The sequence below is a fragment of the Pseudomonas sp. FA117 genome (assembly GCF_057370475.1).
In genome coordinates, this window is record NZ_CM170675.1 from 3722004 (window position 1) to 3736963 (window position 14960).

Genomic DNA, 14960 nt, shown 5'->3' on the forward strand with positions numbered 1-14960 from the left:
CCAAGACGTCCTCGTAAAACCGGACGGACAACGCTGAACCGCCCAACCGCTACCTCAATCGCTACCACGCATCCCTCTATGCGCATCATCCATCAACGCCTTGGCCATCTCACTGAGGTAATGCGCAGCCCAAACCAGCACCGGCTCGTCCTCCATCACACCGATGGAAGACGCCCGCCGGGCGCTATCGAGTAGTTCCGAAGCCTGCTGCAGCGCGTGGTCGGCGCAGTTGCCGGGTTCTACGCGGAACAGGTGTTTGCCTTTGACGCCGCTTTCCAGGCAAGTGGTGGTGCCGACGGTCCAGCCGAGCTTGCCGAGGTGGTCTGGTGAGTCCTTGTCCATGGGGAAGTCCTTCGAGGTGCTGTGAATTGGGGTGGCTCTGCAGGGGCAGCTGTGATGGTGTGGAGCTGTGCCGAGCCAATGCTGGCCTCTTCGCGGGTAAACCCGCGAAGCAGGCGATGCGGTGTATGGCACGGGCGTCGCCCGTGATCGCGGGACGAGCCCGCTCCCACAGAGCCCCCTGCAAGCCCTTTGGAAATGAGCACGGGCTAGTGCAGGGACATCGGCTGCGTTCGGCTCTTGAGCTGCACCTGGGCCAAGGCGCACTCCAACAGCAAGCGCACGGCGTCGAACTCGTGCATCACGCTGAGCAGCATGATCGTGGCGGGAGATTTGGGGAGGACGGTGATCGACTGGCTGGCTACCGCCAGGCCACACAGGGTGTACTCCATGGCTTCGACCAGGGTGTCTTCGAGGTAGTCGGGGGCTTCGGTGGTTTGCGGTGGGTCGGGGACGATCTTGAGCATATGCACCTCGTAATGCGGAAGTCCGACCGCCCACTCCTCACTTGCAGGTGAAGGGTGGCGGCTACGTGCAGGCCTGCAAGACCGGGGCATTACGAGGCAAAAACCCGGTTGACCCAAAGGTCACCCGCACGCAGCCACCATTGAACCGGACCTGCGGCGAAACGCCGAAGACGTCAGGAGGTGGGCGCCATCGTAATACCGCACAGGCTTGCAGACCTGGCCGCTGATTTGGCAACGGCCCAGCGAGACTAGCTGTGACTACGATGGTGCAAAAGCGCGCAGAGGATGCTTGGGAAAGGGACTACATGAAATAGCGAAAATCTGATTCGTGCGCGTAGGAAATCATGTGATCAGGGGGCTGGAAGCTCCCACAGTTTCCACCGCTGAGTCTTAGGTCAGCGGGGTTCCTGCAGAAGCGGGCTTGTCCCGCGATCATCGCCTCGACAGCAGGTTTCACCGCTTCTATCCTGCAGAAACACGCATGAGCCAGCATTTCGAGATTCTGGCCCGCCATGGATTCAGCATTCGAATGAGCAACCCCGACAGCGCCAACCATCGCGCCCCAAGCCTCATCTCGCCCAGCTCCCTGCTGATCAAGCGTCTGGGGTCTGTCATCGACGAATAACCACACCCAGGCCGGCGCCGAAATGTGGCGATCAAGGACGCCAGCCACTTCAGCTTCCTGTCGCTGTGCAAGCCTGGGGACGGTGGCGCTGCTTGAAGAGGATGCCGCGGGGGATGGGGTCATATGCCGAGGTGGTGAAAACGCTCGGCCGCGGGGCGTGATTCAAGCGGAGGTTGTTTCGTTGATCACCGCGTTTCTGCGAGCGGCGGACAGAGGTTGAAGGTCTGCGCCTGGGCTGCGGCAACTGCGCGGGCATCTACAGCGCCTGCTGAATGAACAGCTCGCGCAGTTGCCGGCTCATCCAGGCGTGCGCATCGCTGCGCGCATACTTGCTGTGGCTGTAGAGCTTCAACCTGTACGCGGGAATGGCAAAGGGTGCCGGGTACAAGGCAATGGGTGTCGCCCTCTGGAGCGTTTCGGCAGCGTGGCGAGGAATGGTCATCAGCAAATCCGTCCCGGCGATGATGAAAGGTGCAATCATCACTGCGGGAATCTGCAAGGCGACCTTGCGCTTCAATCCCATGCCGTCCAGCACATGGTCGACCACTCCGCGCGTCTCCCCCCAAGGCGTGATGACCACATGCTTCTCTTCGAGGTAGCTGTCCAGGTCCGGAGCGCCCTTGATTCTTGGATGATGCTGGCTGGCAATGACAATGTACTCGCCCACCAGCCAATCCTCGCTATCGACCCCGGCGGGCAGTACCTCCCGGTCTTCGCTGTAGCCCAGGGCAAAATCGATACGCCCGCGCGCCAGGTCTTCGATGGACACCTTGCGGTCGGAATAGACCACGCGCAACGACAGGCTCGGAGCCACTTCCCGAAGGCGATCCATCAACTGCGGCAACAGCGCGAAGGCCGTGTAGTCGGTGGCGGCGAAGACGAAGGTGCGTTGGCTGGTAGCCGGATCGAACGGTTCCCATTCGTCCAACTGATCGCACAGCAGTTTCAGGCTCTCGCTCACCGCCGTGGCCAGCATGTCGGCACGCTGGGTCGGATGCATGCGATTGCCCTGGCGAATGAACAGCTCATCGTTCAGCGCCTCGCGCAGGCGCCCCAGTGCATGGCTGAAGGCAGACGGACTGATGGCCAGCGCCTCGGCGGCATAGGTCACGGTCCGGCTGCGGTACAGCGCATCGAACACCAGCAGCAGGTTGAGATCGAGTCGGCGCAGTACAGAATGCATGATGTTCACTTTCAACTGAAAAGATTGCAGTACATGCATTCTAGCGCTTTGGTTTAGCATCCGGGCTCTTTCTCTCGAGTGGCAGACACCATCATGGAACTTCATATCCGCCCGGCACAGCCCAGCGATGCGGCGCAGATACTCAGCTTCATCACCGACCTGGCCGATTACGAACGTGCCCGGCATGAAGTGATCGCCAGCGTCGAGGACATCCAGCGCACCCTGTTCAGCGACGGCTCGACGGCGCATGCGCTGATCTGCTCGAAGGGTGATCAAGCCATCGGTTTCGCCGTGTACTTCTTCAGCTACTCCACCTGGCTGGGCAGCAACGGCCTGTACCTGGAAGACCTCTACGTCAGCCCTGAACACCGCGGCAGCGGCGCCGGCAAGGCGCTGCTCCAGCACCTGGCGCGCATCGCGTGCGACAACGACTGTGGCAGGTTCGAGTGGAGCGTGCTGGACTGGAACGAACCCGCCATCGAGTTCTACCGCTCCATCGGCGCCAAGGCGCAACCCGAGTGGGTGCGCTACCGGATGGAAGGCGACACGCTGCGCGCATTCGCCGATTCCTGAGCGCTGCAGCCATTGTCATATTGACGCTTGACCTCTAGTTGACTCGAGGTTGCAGACTGCCTGCTCTTTCCCAAGGAGCAGTGCCATGTCCGTTGATTCCCGCCCCGCCTTCGAGCTGTCCAACCCACCGGGCCTGTACGACCCTAGCAGCAATGGCTACTCCCACGTTGCAGCACTGGCACCTGGGGCCCGGCTGCTGTTCATTGCCGGGCAAGGTGGCGAGGACATCGACGGACACCTGCCCGCCGACTTCCCGCAGCAGGCCAGGCAGGCACTGGCCAACCTGGAAACGGCCTTGAAATCGCAAGGCTCGAGCCTGCAACAGGTGCTCAAGCTGACGCTGCTGATCGTCGATCATGACGAGCATCGCCTGCGCGAGTGGGTCAGCGAGGCGAATCGGGTCTGGGAAACCGGACACCCCGTCTGCACCCTGATCCCCGTACCACGGCTGGCGCTGGATGGAATGCTGGTGGAGATCGATGCGGTGGCGGCGTCTACCGACTGACGGTCGGAGCGGACGGGTTCCGCGAGGAGGCCGGTGCGGGCATCAAGCTCAAGCCGCGCCTCCACCCTCCCCGCCCAGCATCCCGACGAACCGGCCCACGGCCGGCAATCCCCGGCTCACCACCAGCGTCGGCGGCACCTGCGGCCCACCCTCGGTCCAGAACAGCGCATGCCCGGCAAGCGACCGCTGCTCCGCCAGAACGGCCAATTGCATCAGCCATTGCTCCGCTGCCTGCGCCATACCCTCCTGCTCAGGCAATGCCAACCAGAGCTCGCCCATCGCCGGCCGCCCCCAGGTCGGCGCGGTGTTCATCGGCTCGGGCCGTGACGGCGCTGGCAACTGAATCAGCGCACGGTCGAAATCCTCCAGCACGAAACCGGCCGCCAGGGTCGACAACGCCAGGCGCTCGACTTCGGCATACCACGCGCCGTCGCAACGCAGACGCTCCAGCACCGGCACATCCGGGCCACCATAGGCCAGGGTCAGGGGAAAGTAGCGCCCTACCCGGTCGACACTGGGCATCATCACCCCGGCCCAGGCCGGCTCGCCGCACACCCCGGCAGCCAGGGCGAAATGCCAGATCGGGCTGCAGCGGTAGGCCTGCTCCCACCCGCCACCGAGACGCTCGCGACTGGCGCGCAGGCCTGCCTGCAACCAGTCGTCCCAGCCACGCACGAACGCCGGGGCCAAGCGTCGGCTGAGGAAGTCGCCATGGCTGACCAACTTGCCGTAGAACCCACTGCGCGAGTTGCGCTGCTCCATGGGCATCCCCTCACAGCCGCGCCGGGCAGCGGAACTGCTCCAGCGCATCGCGGCGAAACGGATTGATCACGCTGCTGGCGCGCAGCGCATAGCTGACCTTGTGGCCACTCATGTTGAAGCTGACCTGAAAGCGCTCGCCCGACTCGCCTAGTACCTGACCCTGATCGAGCAGGCGTAACCAGGCCCACGGGCCATCGCTGCGCAAGCCGGTACCGATGGACGACTGCAACTGCACCCGGTCGCTGCCCTTGCCGCTGGGCAGCACGATCGGGGTGAAGCCACCATCGCCACCCGCAACGAACGCCACCGGCTGGCCGGCGATGTCGAGGCTGACCTGGCCCAAGGCCGGGTCGGCGCTCAGCGCTTGCACATCGAAGCGCAGCGATGGCTGGCGCGCACCGGCGGCGAAGAACATGTCGCGCAGGCGTGCACCGCGCTGGAACTGGTCGAGCACGTCCTGGGGGATGCCCAGCGGTGCACTGCCGCTGGTGCGCCAGCGCCACTGGCCGGCGCTCATGTCCACATAGGGTGCAAGGTTGCGGCTGAAGAAGTCGTCCATGATGCCGCCGGGGCCGAAGAAACGGCCGAAGTCGTCGGCGGTGGCGTCAAGGCTGGCGCTGCGCACCAGCGGGTAGCGCCCGGCGATGGCGGCGCGGCAGAACGGCGCGCCGTTGGCGACCCACAGGGCATTCAGGCGTTCGCGTTCGTTGCCCAGGGTCAGTGCCCCGCCGCCGCTGTCGAGCGCACGCAAGATCTCGGACAAGGGCGCAGGTTGTTCGGCGGCGGCACGCTTGATGCGCCCGAGCACCTCGCCAGTGGGCGCAGGCGTGCCGCTGCGGCGGGCGTTCTCGGCGCTGTCGAAGAACTGCGCGGCGTCCTTGAGCAGGGCCAGGCTTTCCTCCAGTGTCGCCGGGGCGGCGCTGCTGGCCAGCGCATGCAGGGCTGCAAAGTGCTGGTCCACCGGGTTGCCGCCGGTGCTCGGCGCCGGGGCCGGGGCGTTGTCGGCCAGGGCGTTTTCCAGGCGCTTGCGGGCGCTGTCCAGGCGTTCGCGCAAGGCCCGGTCGACCGGGTTGCCGGTGGTGTCTGGCGCGTTGTCGGCGAGTACCCCTTCGAGCGTGGTCTCGCGTGCGGCGGCCTGCAGGAAAGCACGCAGCGGCGAGTCGGCAGCGGCCAGGGCACTGCTCACCTGGGCGGCCTGACCGAGGCTGGCCAGCGGTACCAGTTGCACGTCGGCCAGGTAGGCATCCCATTGGCGGATGTAATCGGCGTAGTACAACTCGAGCACGGCGGCGCCCAGACGCACGCCATCGCCTGCGCCGAGGGCCGCTTCCTGGCGGTCCAGCACCCAACTGTCGCGGGCCATGTCGGCCACGGCGCGCTCGCGCCGGGCCAGCAGCGCGCGGTATCCAGCCACGCTGTAGACGCCGCTGACACCGCGCGACAGCGGCAGGCCGCTGCGTCGCACCAGCAGCGACGAGACATCCCGTCCGGCCGCGGCGTTGACACTCTGCTCGGCCAGGCCAGCCTGCGCCACCTGGCGCTTGAGGCGGTTGTAGATACGCTGCGACAACGGCATGCCGGCCAGGGTCAGCCGGGTCTTGGCGATCAATTCGGCATCGAGCTGTACCGGTTCGCCCGCCTCGTCCTCGAGCAGCGCAGCCACATGCGCCCACAGTTGCTGGCGTTGCGCTTCGCTGGCCTGGGGCAGTTCACGGCGCCAGTCGACATCGATCCAGGCCTGCACCGAAGCGGCATCGAAGAACTGCCGCTGGCCAAGCATCAGGTACACACGCAGGGTCTCGTAGAGGAAGTCCTGGTTGCTGGCATCGCCACGGCGCAAGGCGCTTTCCAGATTGCCGACAATCGACGGCAGCAAGGTGCTGCGCAGCAGGCGCTGGTACAGCGTCACCGCCCCGCTACCCAGCTTGTCCCCCTGGTACAGGCCGAAGCGCTCGAGCAGCGGCACGCCTTCGCCGCGCTGGTCGTAGCCTGCCGGCAAGGCGCGCGCCGCGTCGAGCAGCGGCAAGGCCTGCAGCACATTACCTTCGGCCGGCAGCGCCTTGGCCAGCTGCGCCAGCTCGGCAGTACGCTGCGCTGCGGTATCGACCAGCACCCGGTTGCGCTGGTAACTGAGCGCCATGCCCAGCGCCAGCAGCAACGCCAGCACGGCGACCAGCAGCATGCCCGCGCGCAGCCACTGGCGGCGACGCCGTTCCTGGCGCGGGTCGAGCCCGGCCAGGCCCGCTTCCTTGAAGATCACCTCGCGCAGCAGGCGGGTGATGAAGTAGCTGCGCCCGCTGGCATAACCGGGCGGCAATACCTTGCGCCCAAGGCCGAAGGCAGCGGCCAGCGAGGCCAGCACCCGGTCGATCGGGCTGCCCTCCTGGGTGCCGCTGGTGAAGTACACCCCACGCAGGCGCGTCGGCGCCTGGAAACGATTGGGTTCGAACACCGTGCGCAGGAAGCCCGACAGCACGTCGCCCAACCCGGCGAACTGCTGCGGGAAACTGTACAGCAAGGCCCGCCGCGACAGGTCACGCTCCTGCTGCATGCGCTCGAGCACACGCACCTGCAGCTGCTGCTCCAGCGCCTCGAACTCGGCGGGAAAACCTGCCAGTGCCGCACCCGGCTGCTCGCTCTGATCCAGCGGGAAGGTCACGCCCCACACCTGGCTGCGCTCCTCGCGGCCGAAGTGCTCGAAGTACTCGGCAAAGCCGGCCAGCAGGTCGCACTTGGTCACCACCACGTACACCGGGAAGCGCACGCCCAGGCGCTCGTGCAGCTCGTCGAGGCGCGTGCGGATCGCCGTGGCCTGGCGCTGGCGCTCGGCGTCGCCCTGCTGCAGCAGATCGCTGACGCTGAGCGTGACGATCACGCCGTTGACCGGGCTGCGCCGGCGATGCTTCTTCAACAGGTCGAGAAAGCCACGCCAGGCGGCCTTGTCGACCTCGGCGTCACTGTCCTGGGTGGTGTAGCGCCCGGCGGTGTCCAGCAACACGGCTTCGTCGGTGAACCACCAGTCGCAATGGCGCGTGCCACCGATGCCGCCGATGGCCGTGGCGCCGTGAGTGTCGCTGAGCGGGAACTGCAGGCCGGAGTGGGTCAAGGCGGTGGTCTTGCCGCTGCCTGGGGCACCGACGAACAGATACCACGGCAACTGGTACAGGTATTGCCCGCCCAGCTTCCAGCCAGGGCTGGCCTTGCGCAGCACGGCCATCGCCTCGCGCATGCGTGCGGCCAGGTGCGTCACCTCGGCCTGCGAGGCCCGCGCCGAGGCAGACTCGCTGCCCTGATCATCGGCAACCCCGGCCATCAGCAACCGGTTGGCGCGCCAGGCGGCAAAGGCGCGCCAGCCGAAGTACGCCAGCCAGACGGCAACGATCGCCGTCACCAGCCAGCCACGCACCCACGCCGAGGCCAGCGGCTCACGCCCGTCGAACGACAGCAGCGGGCCTTCGTACCAGAGCAGCAACGCCACCAGCACCACGCCCAGCAGCGACAGCAGCCAGGAGCTGGCCAGCCAGCGCAGGCCGCGCACGAGGGTATCGAACAGATAGATCAGATAAGACATCGCCTGGCCCTCACTGCGGCTGCGCAGGAACAAATACGGTGATCTCGACGCGGCGGTTGCGCGCACGGTTGGCGGCCGAGTCGTTGGCCACCAGCGGCTCGGTCTCGCCGCGGCCCTCGCTGCGGTAGCGCGTGGCGGGGCCTGCGCGCTCGGCCAACAGGCGCGCGACATTGCGGGCACGGGTGTTGGACAAGTCGAAATTCGACGACAGCCGCGAGCCCAGCGAAGGCCGCACGTTGTCGGTATGCCCGACCACCAGCACGTCGCCCGGCACGCCCTTGAGCGCCTCGCCGATGCGTGTCAGCAGGCCCTCGAAGCTGCTCGACACTTCGGCACTGCCAGAGGCGAACACACCGTCGCCGCGCAGGGTGATCACCGAGCGGTCGCTGGTTTCACGCACGCTCACCAGGCCCTGGGCGATCTCGTCGGCAAGGAAGCCCGACACGCGTACCGGCGCCGGCCCGGTGGGCTGGGCAACTTTCAGCGGCGAGGTCAGGCGCAGCTCACCCATCTGTGCGAACACCGGGTCCGAGGCGCGGTTGAGCAGCCAGTTGCCGGTCACCTGCAACAGCACCAGCAGCAGCGCGGCTAGGGCCGCCAACACCCACAGCGGCACCAGGCGCAGCATCGACACGGGGGCCGTGGGCGCGCCACGCCAGCGTGGCGAGAGGTCCTGTTCGGGCGCGCCGCGCTGCTGACGAATGAGCTGCAGCAGGCGCTCGCGCAGCGCCGCCAGCTGGTCGAAACCCCGGTCCAGCACGCGGTAGCGCCCTTCCAGGCCCAACGCCAGGCACAGGTACATCAGTTCCAGTACGTCGAGGTTGGCCCGCGCATCCAGGCTCAGCCGTTGCAGGATCAGGAAGAACTTCTCGCCGCCCCAGGCCTCGTTGTGGAAGGTCACCAGCAGGCTGCGACCGCTCCATACCCCGGCGCCCCACGGTGTGCTGGAGATGGTCTCGTCGACCAGGGTGCACAGGGCGTAGCGCGCGGCAGCGATGGTCTGGGTCTCCACCCGTGCGTTGCGCGCCTGCGCCTCGAATTCCCGAACTGCCTGCACCAGGCGTTCACGCAGGGTTTCCATGTCCGGTGCGCGGGTCAGCCCGCGCAGCGGCACCACCAGGTCGAGCAAGGGGTTGGCGGCACGCACCAACGGGTTGAGCCCGGCGCCGCGCAAGGCCAGGTCGGCCTCGACGGGCGCTGGCGGGGTGCTGGGTGCCGGGCGGCGACCGCCAGGAGTCGGCAGCAGCACGGTGTGGTCCGGGTCGTGCCCGGGTTCCAGGGAGTCGTTCATGTTCACGTGAGGTACCTGCGCTGTCGATCAGGCGTTGCGGATGGCCCAGAACTGCATGTCCAGCCCCGGGAAGCTGCCGGCCACATGCAGGGCGAATCCTGCCGACTGGGTCAGCTGTTGCCAGTACTCGCTGTTGCGGTCGAGTTCGAAGTAGGTGAAGCCGGCGTGGAACGGCAGTTGCCGCGGCGCTACCGGCAAGGGGCGCAGGCCGATGCCGGGCAGCTGCAGGTTGACCATGTCGCGGATCTTCTCCACCGAGCCCAGCTTGACCTGCGGCGGGAAGCCGCTGCGCAGCGCCTCGGCCGGCATCTGCGCGTGCACGGCGAGCACGAAGGTGGCACTGCCGAGCAGCGCCCGGTCGGGCAACACCGCCACACGGATGCCGAACTGGCGCTCCTCCAGCGGAATCTGGATGGCCCGCGCATCGATCACCGTGGCCAGGGCGCGGCGCAGGTCGAGCATCAGCGGGGCGAAGGTTTCCGCCAGGGCGTCGTGGCGATACACCGGATAGCGGCTGGCACGTTTGTCGGCCTGGGTAAAAGTCGCCAATTCTCCGGCCAGGGCGGTCAGCTGACGGTACAGCGCTTCAGGGTGCAGGCCGGCCATGCTGGCCAGGTGGCGGACCAGCGGCTCGCTGCGGTTGAGCAGTTGCAGCAGCAGGAAATCGGCGATCTCCGCCGCACCGCTGGCGCCGGGCTGGGCCAGGCGCGTGGCCATGGCAGCGGCGCGCTGGCTCAACAGGCCCAGCAGTTCATCGACGAACGCAGCCAGGCGTGGCGCCGCCTCAAGGGTCAGGCTCGGCACACAGTAACCGGGGTCGAGCACGACCTGCTGGTCGGCGCGGCGCTCCACGACCCGCGCCACACCCAACAACGCGTGGGCGTCGGCGACATCGCTGGCCAGCGCCAGGCGCAGGCGCAGTTTGCCGACACTCATCAGCGCACTGTTGTCCAGGCCGTTGCTGTCCCAGGCTTCGTACTCGACGCTGCGGTGACGGGCGAAGTTCTCTGCGCTGGTGCGGTCGTCGACTTCCGCCACGCCGTGGCGCGCCGTGGGCAGTGCCAGCACCACCTCGAGGTCACGGGCGTCGGCGGGAATTTCCAGTGGCAGCGGCATCTCGTCGAACGGCAGGCCGACCGGAGTACCGTCAGGCAACACACCGCTGTAAGCCTTGAGCGCCAGCTTGCCGAAGGCCAGGTGCTGCTCGTCGATTTCCAGGCGCGAGAACCCCCAGGCATAGGGGCGCAAGGCCGCGACCCGGGCCTGCAGATGGGCGTTGAGAAAGCGGTCGTGCTGCTGCAGGTGCTGGGGCTGCAGGAGCATGCCTTCCGACCAGACGACTTTGCTGTTCCAGGACATGAGTGGAGTCTCGGTAAAAAAGGTTCAGGGCGCGTCGCGCAGGCGGCTGACCTGCTGCTGGTAGGCCAGGGAGAATTTCTCGCCGTACAGACGCTGCAGTTCTTCATCGCCGTCGCGCGCCAGTTCGCTGTGCAGTTCGGCAAAGCGCGCCCACAGACGGGCCTTGCGTGCCGAAGGCAGCAAGCGTTCCAGGGCACCAGGTGCGGACAGGCGTTCGATACGCGCCGGGTCGAAGCGCTGCATGACCTCGCCCAGCGCCTCGCGCATGCCGGCGATCACCGCCATCTCGTGGGCGCGCAGGTCGTCGAAGGCAGCCTGCAGCGCCTGCACGCCTGGCAGGTAGGCCGGGGCGTCGGTGCTGAGCATCTGGCTGAGGGCGCTGGTAGGGTCGGGGAAGAACTTCAGCGGGTTGTTCGAGTGCGTGCCGATCATGGTCATCTCGATGTGGCTTTCGCGCTTGGTCAGCGCCCGGGTCATCAGCACGCCCATGGTGCCGCCGGTGGCCGCGCGCAGCATTTCCCCCACCAGTCGCGCCAGCGCCTCGGGGCTGCGCGAACTGCGCAACTGCGGCAGGCCGAGGCCGTCGAGCAAGGCCTGGAACACGGCCTCTTGCGCACCGGGCGCAGCAGGTTCGGCGGCAACCGGAGGCGCTGGCGCTGGCGCTGGCGTCGGAACTGGCGCTGCAACGGGCACCGGGCTGGTCGGCACAGCAGGTGCTGCCAGCAGGTCCGCCAAGGCGTCGTAGCCGTCGGGAATGCGCGCGCCATCCAGCGCCTGGGGTGCCGGGCTGGCCGTCACTGGCATGGCCTGCAGTTCCGGCGACAGGTGATCGGCCGGGGTGCCGAGGAATGCTGCGGTCGGGCGCTGCCCGGCGAACAGGTCAAGGCCCAGTGGATCGTCGAGCATCGGCGCCGCCTCGAACACCGACTCGCCCTGCAGGATGCTCGCCGCCGCCAGCGCATCGGTGTCTACCTGCGGCTGGCTGAAACCGGGCGCGCTGCGCGCCGGCGCGGGCACTTCGAGTGGCGGCGGTTCAGGTGCCTGAACCGGTGTCGGCGGCACGAACACCGCCAGCGTCTGGGTGGCACCGATGCCGGTCTGGTCGGGATCGACCTCCTCCACCACCAGCAGCGCCACACCGATCTGGTAATCACCGATCACCACCTGGTCGCCAGCCTGCAACAGCGTCTCGCGGCCATGGCCGAGCAGGCGTTCGTTGACCACGCTGGGGTTGCTGCCAGTGTCGGTGAGGTAGTAACCGCCCTCGCGCAACTCGACCCGCGCGTGACTGCGGGAGATGTACTTGCCTGGGTCGTCGAGCACCAGATCGTTACCCGGCGCTCGGCCCAAGGTACCGCTGGCTTCGATCAGGCAGGCAAGTTCGGCCACGGGGGGCTGCCCGCGATAACGTTCGACCCACAGTTTCACTGGCATGTCGGGTTCCTTGATTGAAGTTGACGCAATTCACTGACGGCCATCGTCGGCCTCCCTGGGCTCCAGCGGCTGGCCCACGGGGCCGGGGCGCGAGGCCAGGACCAGAGCGTTGGCGGCGGCCGAGGCCTGTGGCAGCGGCAAGGGCAGCATCGAGGCGATGATGGTCGGGCCCAGGGTCAGGAACGAGCCGCCGGCCTTGAGGGTGATGCTCGCCCCCGCCTCGATCACCACGTTCATGCCGCCCTTGATGTGCACGTCGGTGCCGCCGCTGAGGCTGGCCTTGAGCGCGCTGTCCAGCTGCAGGTCGCGCCCTGCGGCCTGGGACACGCTGCCCACGGCCTTTTCGGTACGGTCGCCCAGCACGTGCTGGTGACGGTCGCCGCCGATGCGTTCGCGCAGGTCCTTGGCCACCCGTGAGTGGCGCTCGCCGCCGACCCAGTCCAGGGCGTCGCGCTCGATGCGCTGGTCGAAGTTGCGCTCGGCATGGATGAACACCTGCTCGGCACCCTTGCGGTCTTCGAAGCGCAGCTCGTTGTAGCCGTTGCCACCCTTGCTCGAGTGGCTCTTGAGGGTCGAACGGGTGGCCTGCTCGGGCAGGTTGCAGGGCGGCATCACCTCGGCGTTGTAGACGCTGCCGGTGACCAGCGGCCGGTCGGGGTCGCCTTCGAGAAAGCTCACCACCACCTCCTGGCCGATGCGTGGCAGGAACAGACTGCCCCAGCGCTTGCCCGCCCACCCCTGGGCCACGCGAATCCAGCACGAGCTGTTTTCGTCTTCCTGGCCTTCGCGGTCCCAATGGAACTGCACCTTGATCCGACCATAGGGGTCGGTCCAGATCTCCTCGCCGGCCTTGCCCACCACCTTGGCGGTCTGCGGCCCCCGCACCAGCGGGCGCGGGGTGAGGCACGGCGGGCGGTAGTCCTGCTGGCGCGGCAAGGCGGTAAAGCGGCAGGTGAGCACCGGAGCCGGGTCTTCGGGGCGGGTCGGTTCGTAGGTGTCGGACGACAGTTCGTACTCGGCGCTGAGCACCAGCACCTGCTGGTTCTGGTCACCACGCGGATGTTCTACGAGGGTGAACAGCGCGCCGGGAAACAGCCCGCGCGCCCGGGTGGCGCCCTCGATGCGCCGGTAGCTGGTGTGCCGCGCCTCGATACGCTGGCGGGCCAGGGCCTCGCCCTGCTGGCGCTCGCGGTACTTGCCGGGGTAGTCGTAGCGTTCGTGGCGTGACTGCTCGTACGCCCGCGCCTGGGTCGAGCGCACCTGCAGGTTGGCCGACGGTTTTTCGAAATCGTAGTCCTGCAAGGCCCAGGCGCCAGGTTCGACCTCGCCGCTCATGCGCCAGTCGTAGATCACCTCGCTGTCGCGCATGGCCTGGTCCTGGGCCGGCAGGTAGCGGATCTGCGGGTAGCCCGGAGCGGGCGCGTGGGCGCCGTAGCTGTCGGCCAGCACCAGGGTGTGGCGCCCGGCAGCGCTGCGAAAGAAGTAGTAGATACCCGCCTGTTCCAGCAGGCGGCTGACGAAATCGAAGTCGGTTTCGCGGTACTGCACGCAGTACTCCAGGGCCGGGTAGCTGCCGCTCAGGCCCGAGGTGTCGACATCGGCCAGGGTATAGGGCGCGAACACCGCCTTGACGATGTCCGGCACGCTGCGCTGCTGGAAGATCCGGCAGTCGCTGCTGCGGGTCAGCAACCACAGCCAGGGACGCACCACTGCCTGATAGGTGGCGAAGCGCCCCTGGCGACCGGTGTAGGCGAAGCGCGTGATCAGGCCGCTGAAGTACCGCTGGCCGCCCTTGGGCAGCTCGACGGCGACCGTCAGCGGTGTGGCGAGCAGGTCGTCAAGGTCGAGGTCGGTGCGTTCGCTGTACAGGTCGATCTGGTATTCGCTCAGGGTCGACAGGCCTTCGCGGGCGCTCATGCGGCGAAACAGCAGGGTGTCGGCGCCGAGCACGCAGGTCACGGCGATTTCGCGGTTGGCTTGGGTAACGGACATCCAGGGCTCCTTCACGCGGGGTGGCCGCAAGGGTCGGCCTTGGGGACACAACAGGCGGGGAGCGGGGTTTATTCCGTGGGGGGATGAAAAAGCGTGCGGGGGTGAGCGCGTGGGTGTTGCGAATGACGCCATCGCGGGGCGAGCTCGCTCCCACAGGTACGGCACCGCTTTCGAATACGGTGGTGCGCCTGCAGGAGCGAGCTTGCCCCGCGATCACGAGCAGCGCCGTGCCAGACACCGCGAATCACGCTGCAGCGGCGGGCACCGGTTTTTCCAGCACCAGGGTGATGCCGGTGTCGTTGTAGCACTTGCTCCACAGGTTCATCTGCTTGAAGTCGGCGAAGTCCTTGCCGTCACCCGGGTCCATGAAGCTGCCGTCCGGACGCTGCATCACGTAGTGCAGGCCGATGCCGAAGGTCATCACGATCTTCAGCGCGCGGCGGTTGGCGGCCAGCGCCGGCGGTGCGGAGTGGATGATCGGGAAGCCTGCGCGTACGCACTTGGTCTCGGCGTCGGGATAGAAGGTCGACAGCGCGCTGGCGATCAGGCCGCTCATGTAGATGGTCACGTCCAGCCCCAGCTCCCGGGCGGCGATGGCGACGTTGTGCGGGAAGGAATAGCCCAGCTTGCTCAGGTCGGCCTGCTCCTTGTTCAACCGCCCTCCCGTCACCGATCCCGAGGTAATCTGGTACAGCGCCGCCTCGCAGAAATAGTTGACCTGCAAGGCCTGGCCGGTGCTGCGCGCGCCGGTGCTGGGCATATTGCTCACCCCCAGCTCCGACGCCGCGCACAGCAGCGATGCCGCGCCACAGGAAAATGCGAAATCTTGCTTCTTGTTCATGGAAGGCTCTCGAAGGCC

General features: G+C 67.2%; 13 protein-coding genes and 1 pseudogene. 4 read left to right on the forward strand and 10 right to left on the reverse strand.

Features of this window, described 5'->3' with window-relative positions:
• Positions 1–54: 54 nt before the first annotated feature.
• Together AC1TXO_RS17305 and AC1TXO_RS17310 are read right to left on the reverse strand one after the other, a co-directional pair.
• Positions 55–342: a DUF3077 domain-containing protein gene (locus AC1TXO_RS17305; protein WP_486402875.1), complete on the reverse strand. Its 288-nt coding sequence runs from the start codon at positions 340–342 to the stop codon at positions 55–57.
• Positions 343–548: 206 nt separating this feature from the next.
• Positions 549–806: a hypothetical protein gene (locus AC1TXO_RS17310; protein WP_486402876.1), complete on the reverse strand. Its 258-nt coding sequence runs from the start codon at positions 804–806 to the stop codon at positions 549–551.
• Between the two features lie 481 nt (positions 807–1287).
• Here AC1TXO_RS17310 and AC1TXO_RS17315 point away from each other — a divergent pair, with 481 nt between their 5' ends.
• Entirely contained in the window at positions 1288–1431 is a 144-nt protein-coding gene (locus AC1TXO_RS17315) for a hypothetical protein (protein WP_486402877.1), read from the forward strand.
• A gap of 18 nt (positions 1432–1449) precedes the next feature.
• Positions 1450–1651: pseudogene (locus AC1TXO_RS17320) on the forward strand (dienelactone hydrolase); the annotation flags it as partial.
• Positions 1652–1687: 36 nt separating this feature from the next.
• Here AC1TXO_RS17320 and AC1TXO_RS17325 read toward each other — a convergent pair.
• Positions 1688–2614: a LysR family transcriptional regulator gene (locus AC1TXO_RS17325; RefSeq protein ID WP_486402878.1), complete on the reverse strand. Its 927-nt coding sequence runs from the start codon at positions 2612–2614 to the stop codon at positions 1688–1690.
• Positions 2615–2707: 93 nt separating this feature from the next.
• Between AC1TXO_RS17325 and AC1TXO_RS17330 the strand changes: the two genes are divergently transcribed.
• Together AC1TXO_RS17330 and AC1TXO_RS17335 are read left to right on the forward strand one after the other, a co-directional pair.
• A complete protein-coding gene (locus tag AC1TXO_RS17330; protein WP_486402879.1) occupies positions 2708–3187 on the forward strand; it encodes a GNAT family N-acetyltransferase in 480 nt (159 codons plus the stop codon).
• 85 nt (positions 3188–3272) lie between these two features.
• Positions 3273–3692 (forward strand): RidA family protein, encoded by a 420-nt coding sequence (locus AC1TXO_RS17335; RefSeq protein WP_486402880.1) that lies wholly within the window; start codon positions 3273–3275, stop codon positions 3690–3692.
• Between the two features lie 48 nt (positions 3693–3740).
• Here AC1TXO_RS17335 and tagF read toward each other — a convergent pair whose 3' ends face one another.
• From tagF to AC1TXO_RS17370, 7 genes are all read right to left on the reverse strand, one after another.
• Positions 3741–4454 (reverse strand): type VI secretion system-associated protein TagF, encoded by a 714-nt coding sequence (gene tagF / locus AC1TXO_RS17340; RefSeq protein WP_486402881.1) that lies wholly within the window; start codon positions 4452–4454, stop codon positions 3741–3743.
• Positions 4455–4464: 10 nt separating this feature from the next.
• Positions 4465–8025: a type VI secretion system membrane subunit TssM gene (tssM, locus tag AC1TXO_RS17345; protein ID WP_486402882.1), complete on the reverse strand. Its 3561-nt coding sequence runs from the start codon at positions 8023–8025 to the stop codon at positions 4465–4467.
• Positions 8026–8035: 10 nt separating this feature from the next.
• A complete protein-coding gene (gene icmH, locus AC1TXO_RS17350; protein ID WP_486402883.1) occupies positions 8036–9316 on the reverse strand; it encodes a type IVB secretion system protein IcmH/DotU in 1281 nt (426 codons plus the stop codon).
• 27 nt (positions 9317–9343) lie between these two features.
• A complete protein-coding gene (tssK, locus tag AC1TXO_RS17355; protein ID WP_486402884.1) occupies positions 9344–10675 on the reverse strand; it encodes a type VI secretion system baseplate subunit TssK in 1332 nt (443 codons plus the stop codon).
• Between the two features lie 24 nt (positions 10676–10699).
• A complete protein-coding gene (tagH, locus tag AC1TXO_RS17360) occupies positions 10700–12109 on the reverse strand; it encodes a type VI secretion system-associated FHA domain protein TagH (RefSeq protein ID WP_486402885.1) in 1410 nt (469 codons plus the stop codon).
• A gap of 30 nt (positions 12110–12139) precedes the next feature.
• Entirely contained in the window at positions 12140–14101 is a 1962-nt protein-coding gene (locus AC1TXO_RS17365) for a type VI secretion system Vgr family protein (RefSeq protein WP_486402886.1), read from the reverse strand.
• A 244-nt stretch (positions 14102–14345) separates the two neighbouring features.
• Complete coding sequence (locus AC1TXO_RS17370) at positions 14346–14942, reverse strand: T3SS effector IpaJ family cysteine protease (protein WP_486402887.1); 597 nt, start codon at positions 14940–14942, stop codon at positions 14346–14348.
• Positions 14943–14960 lie beyond the last annotated feature (18 nt).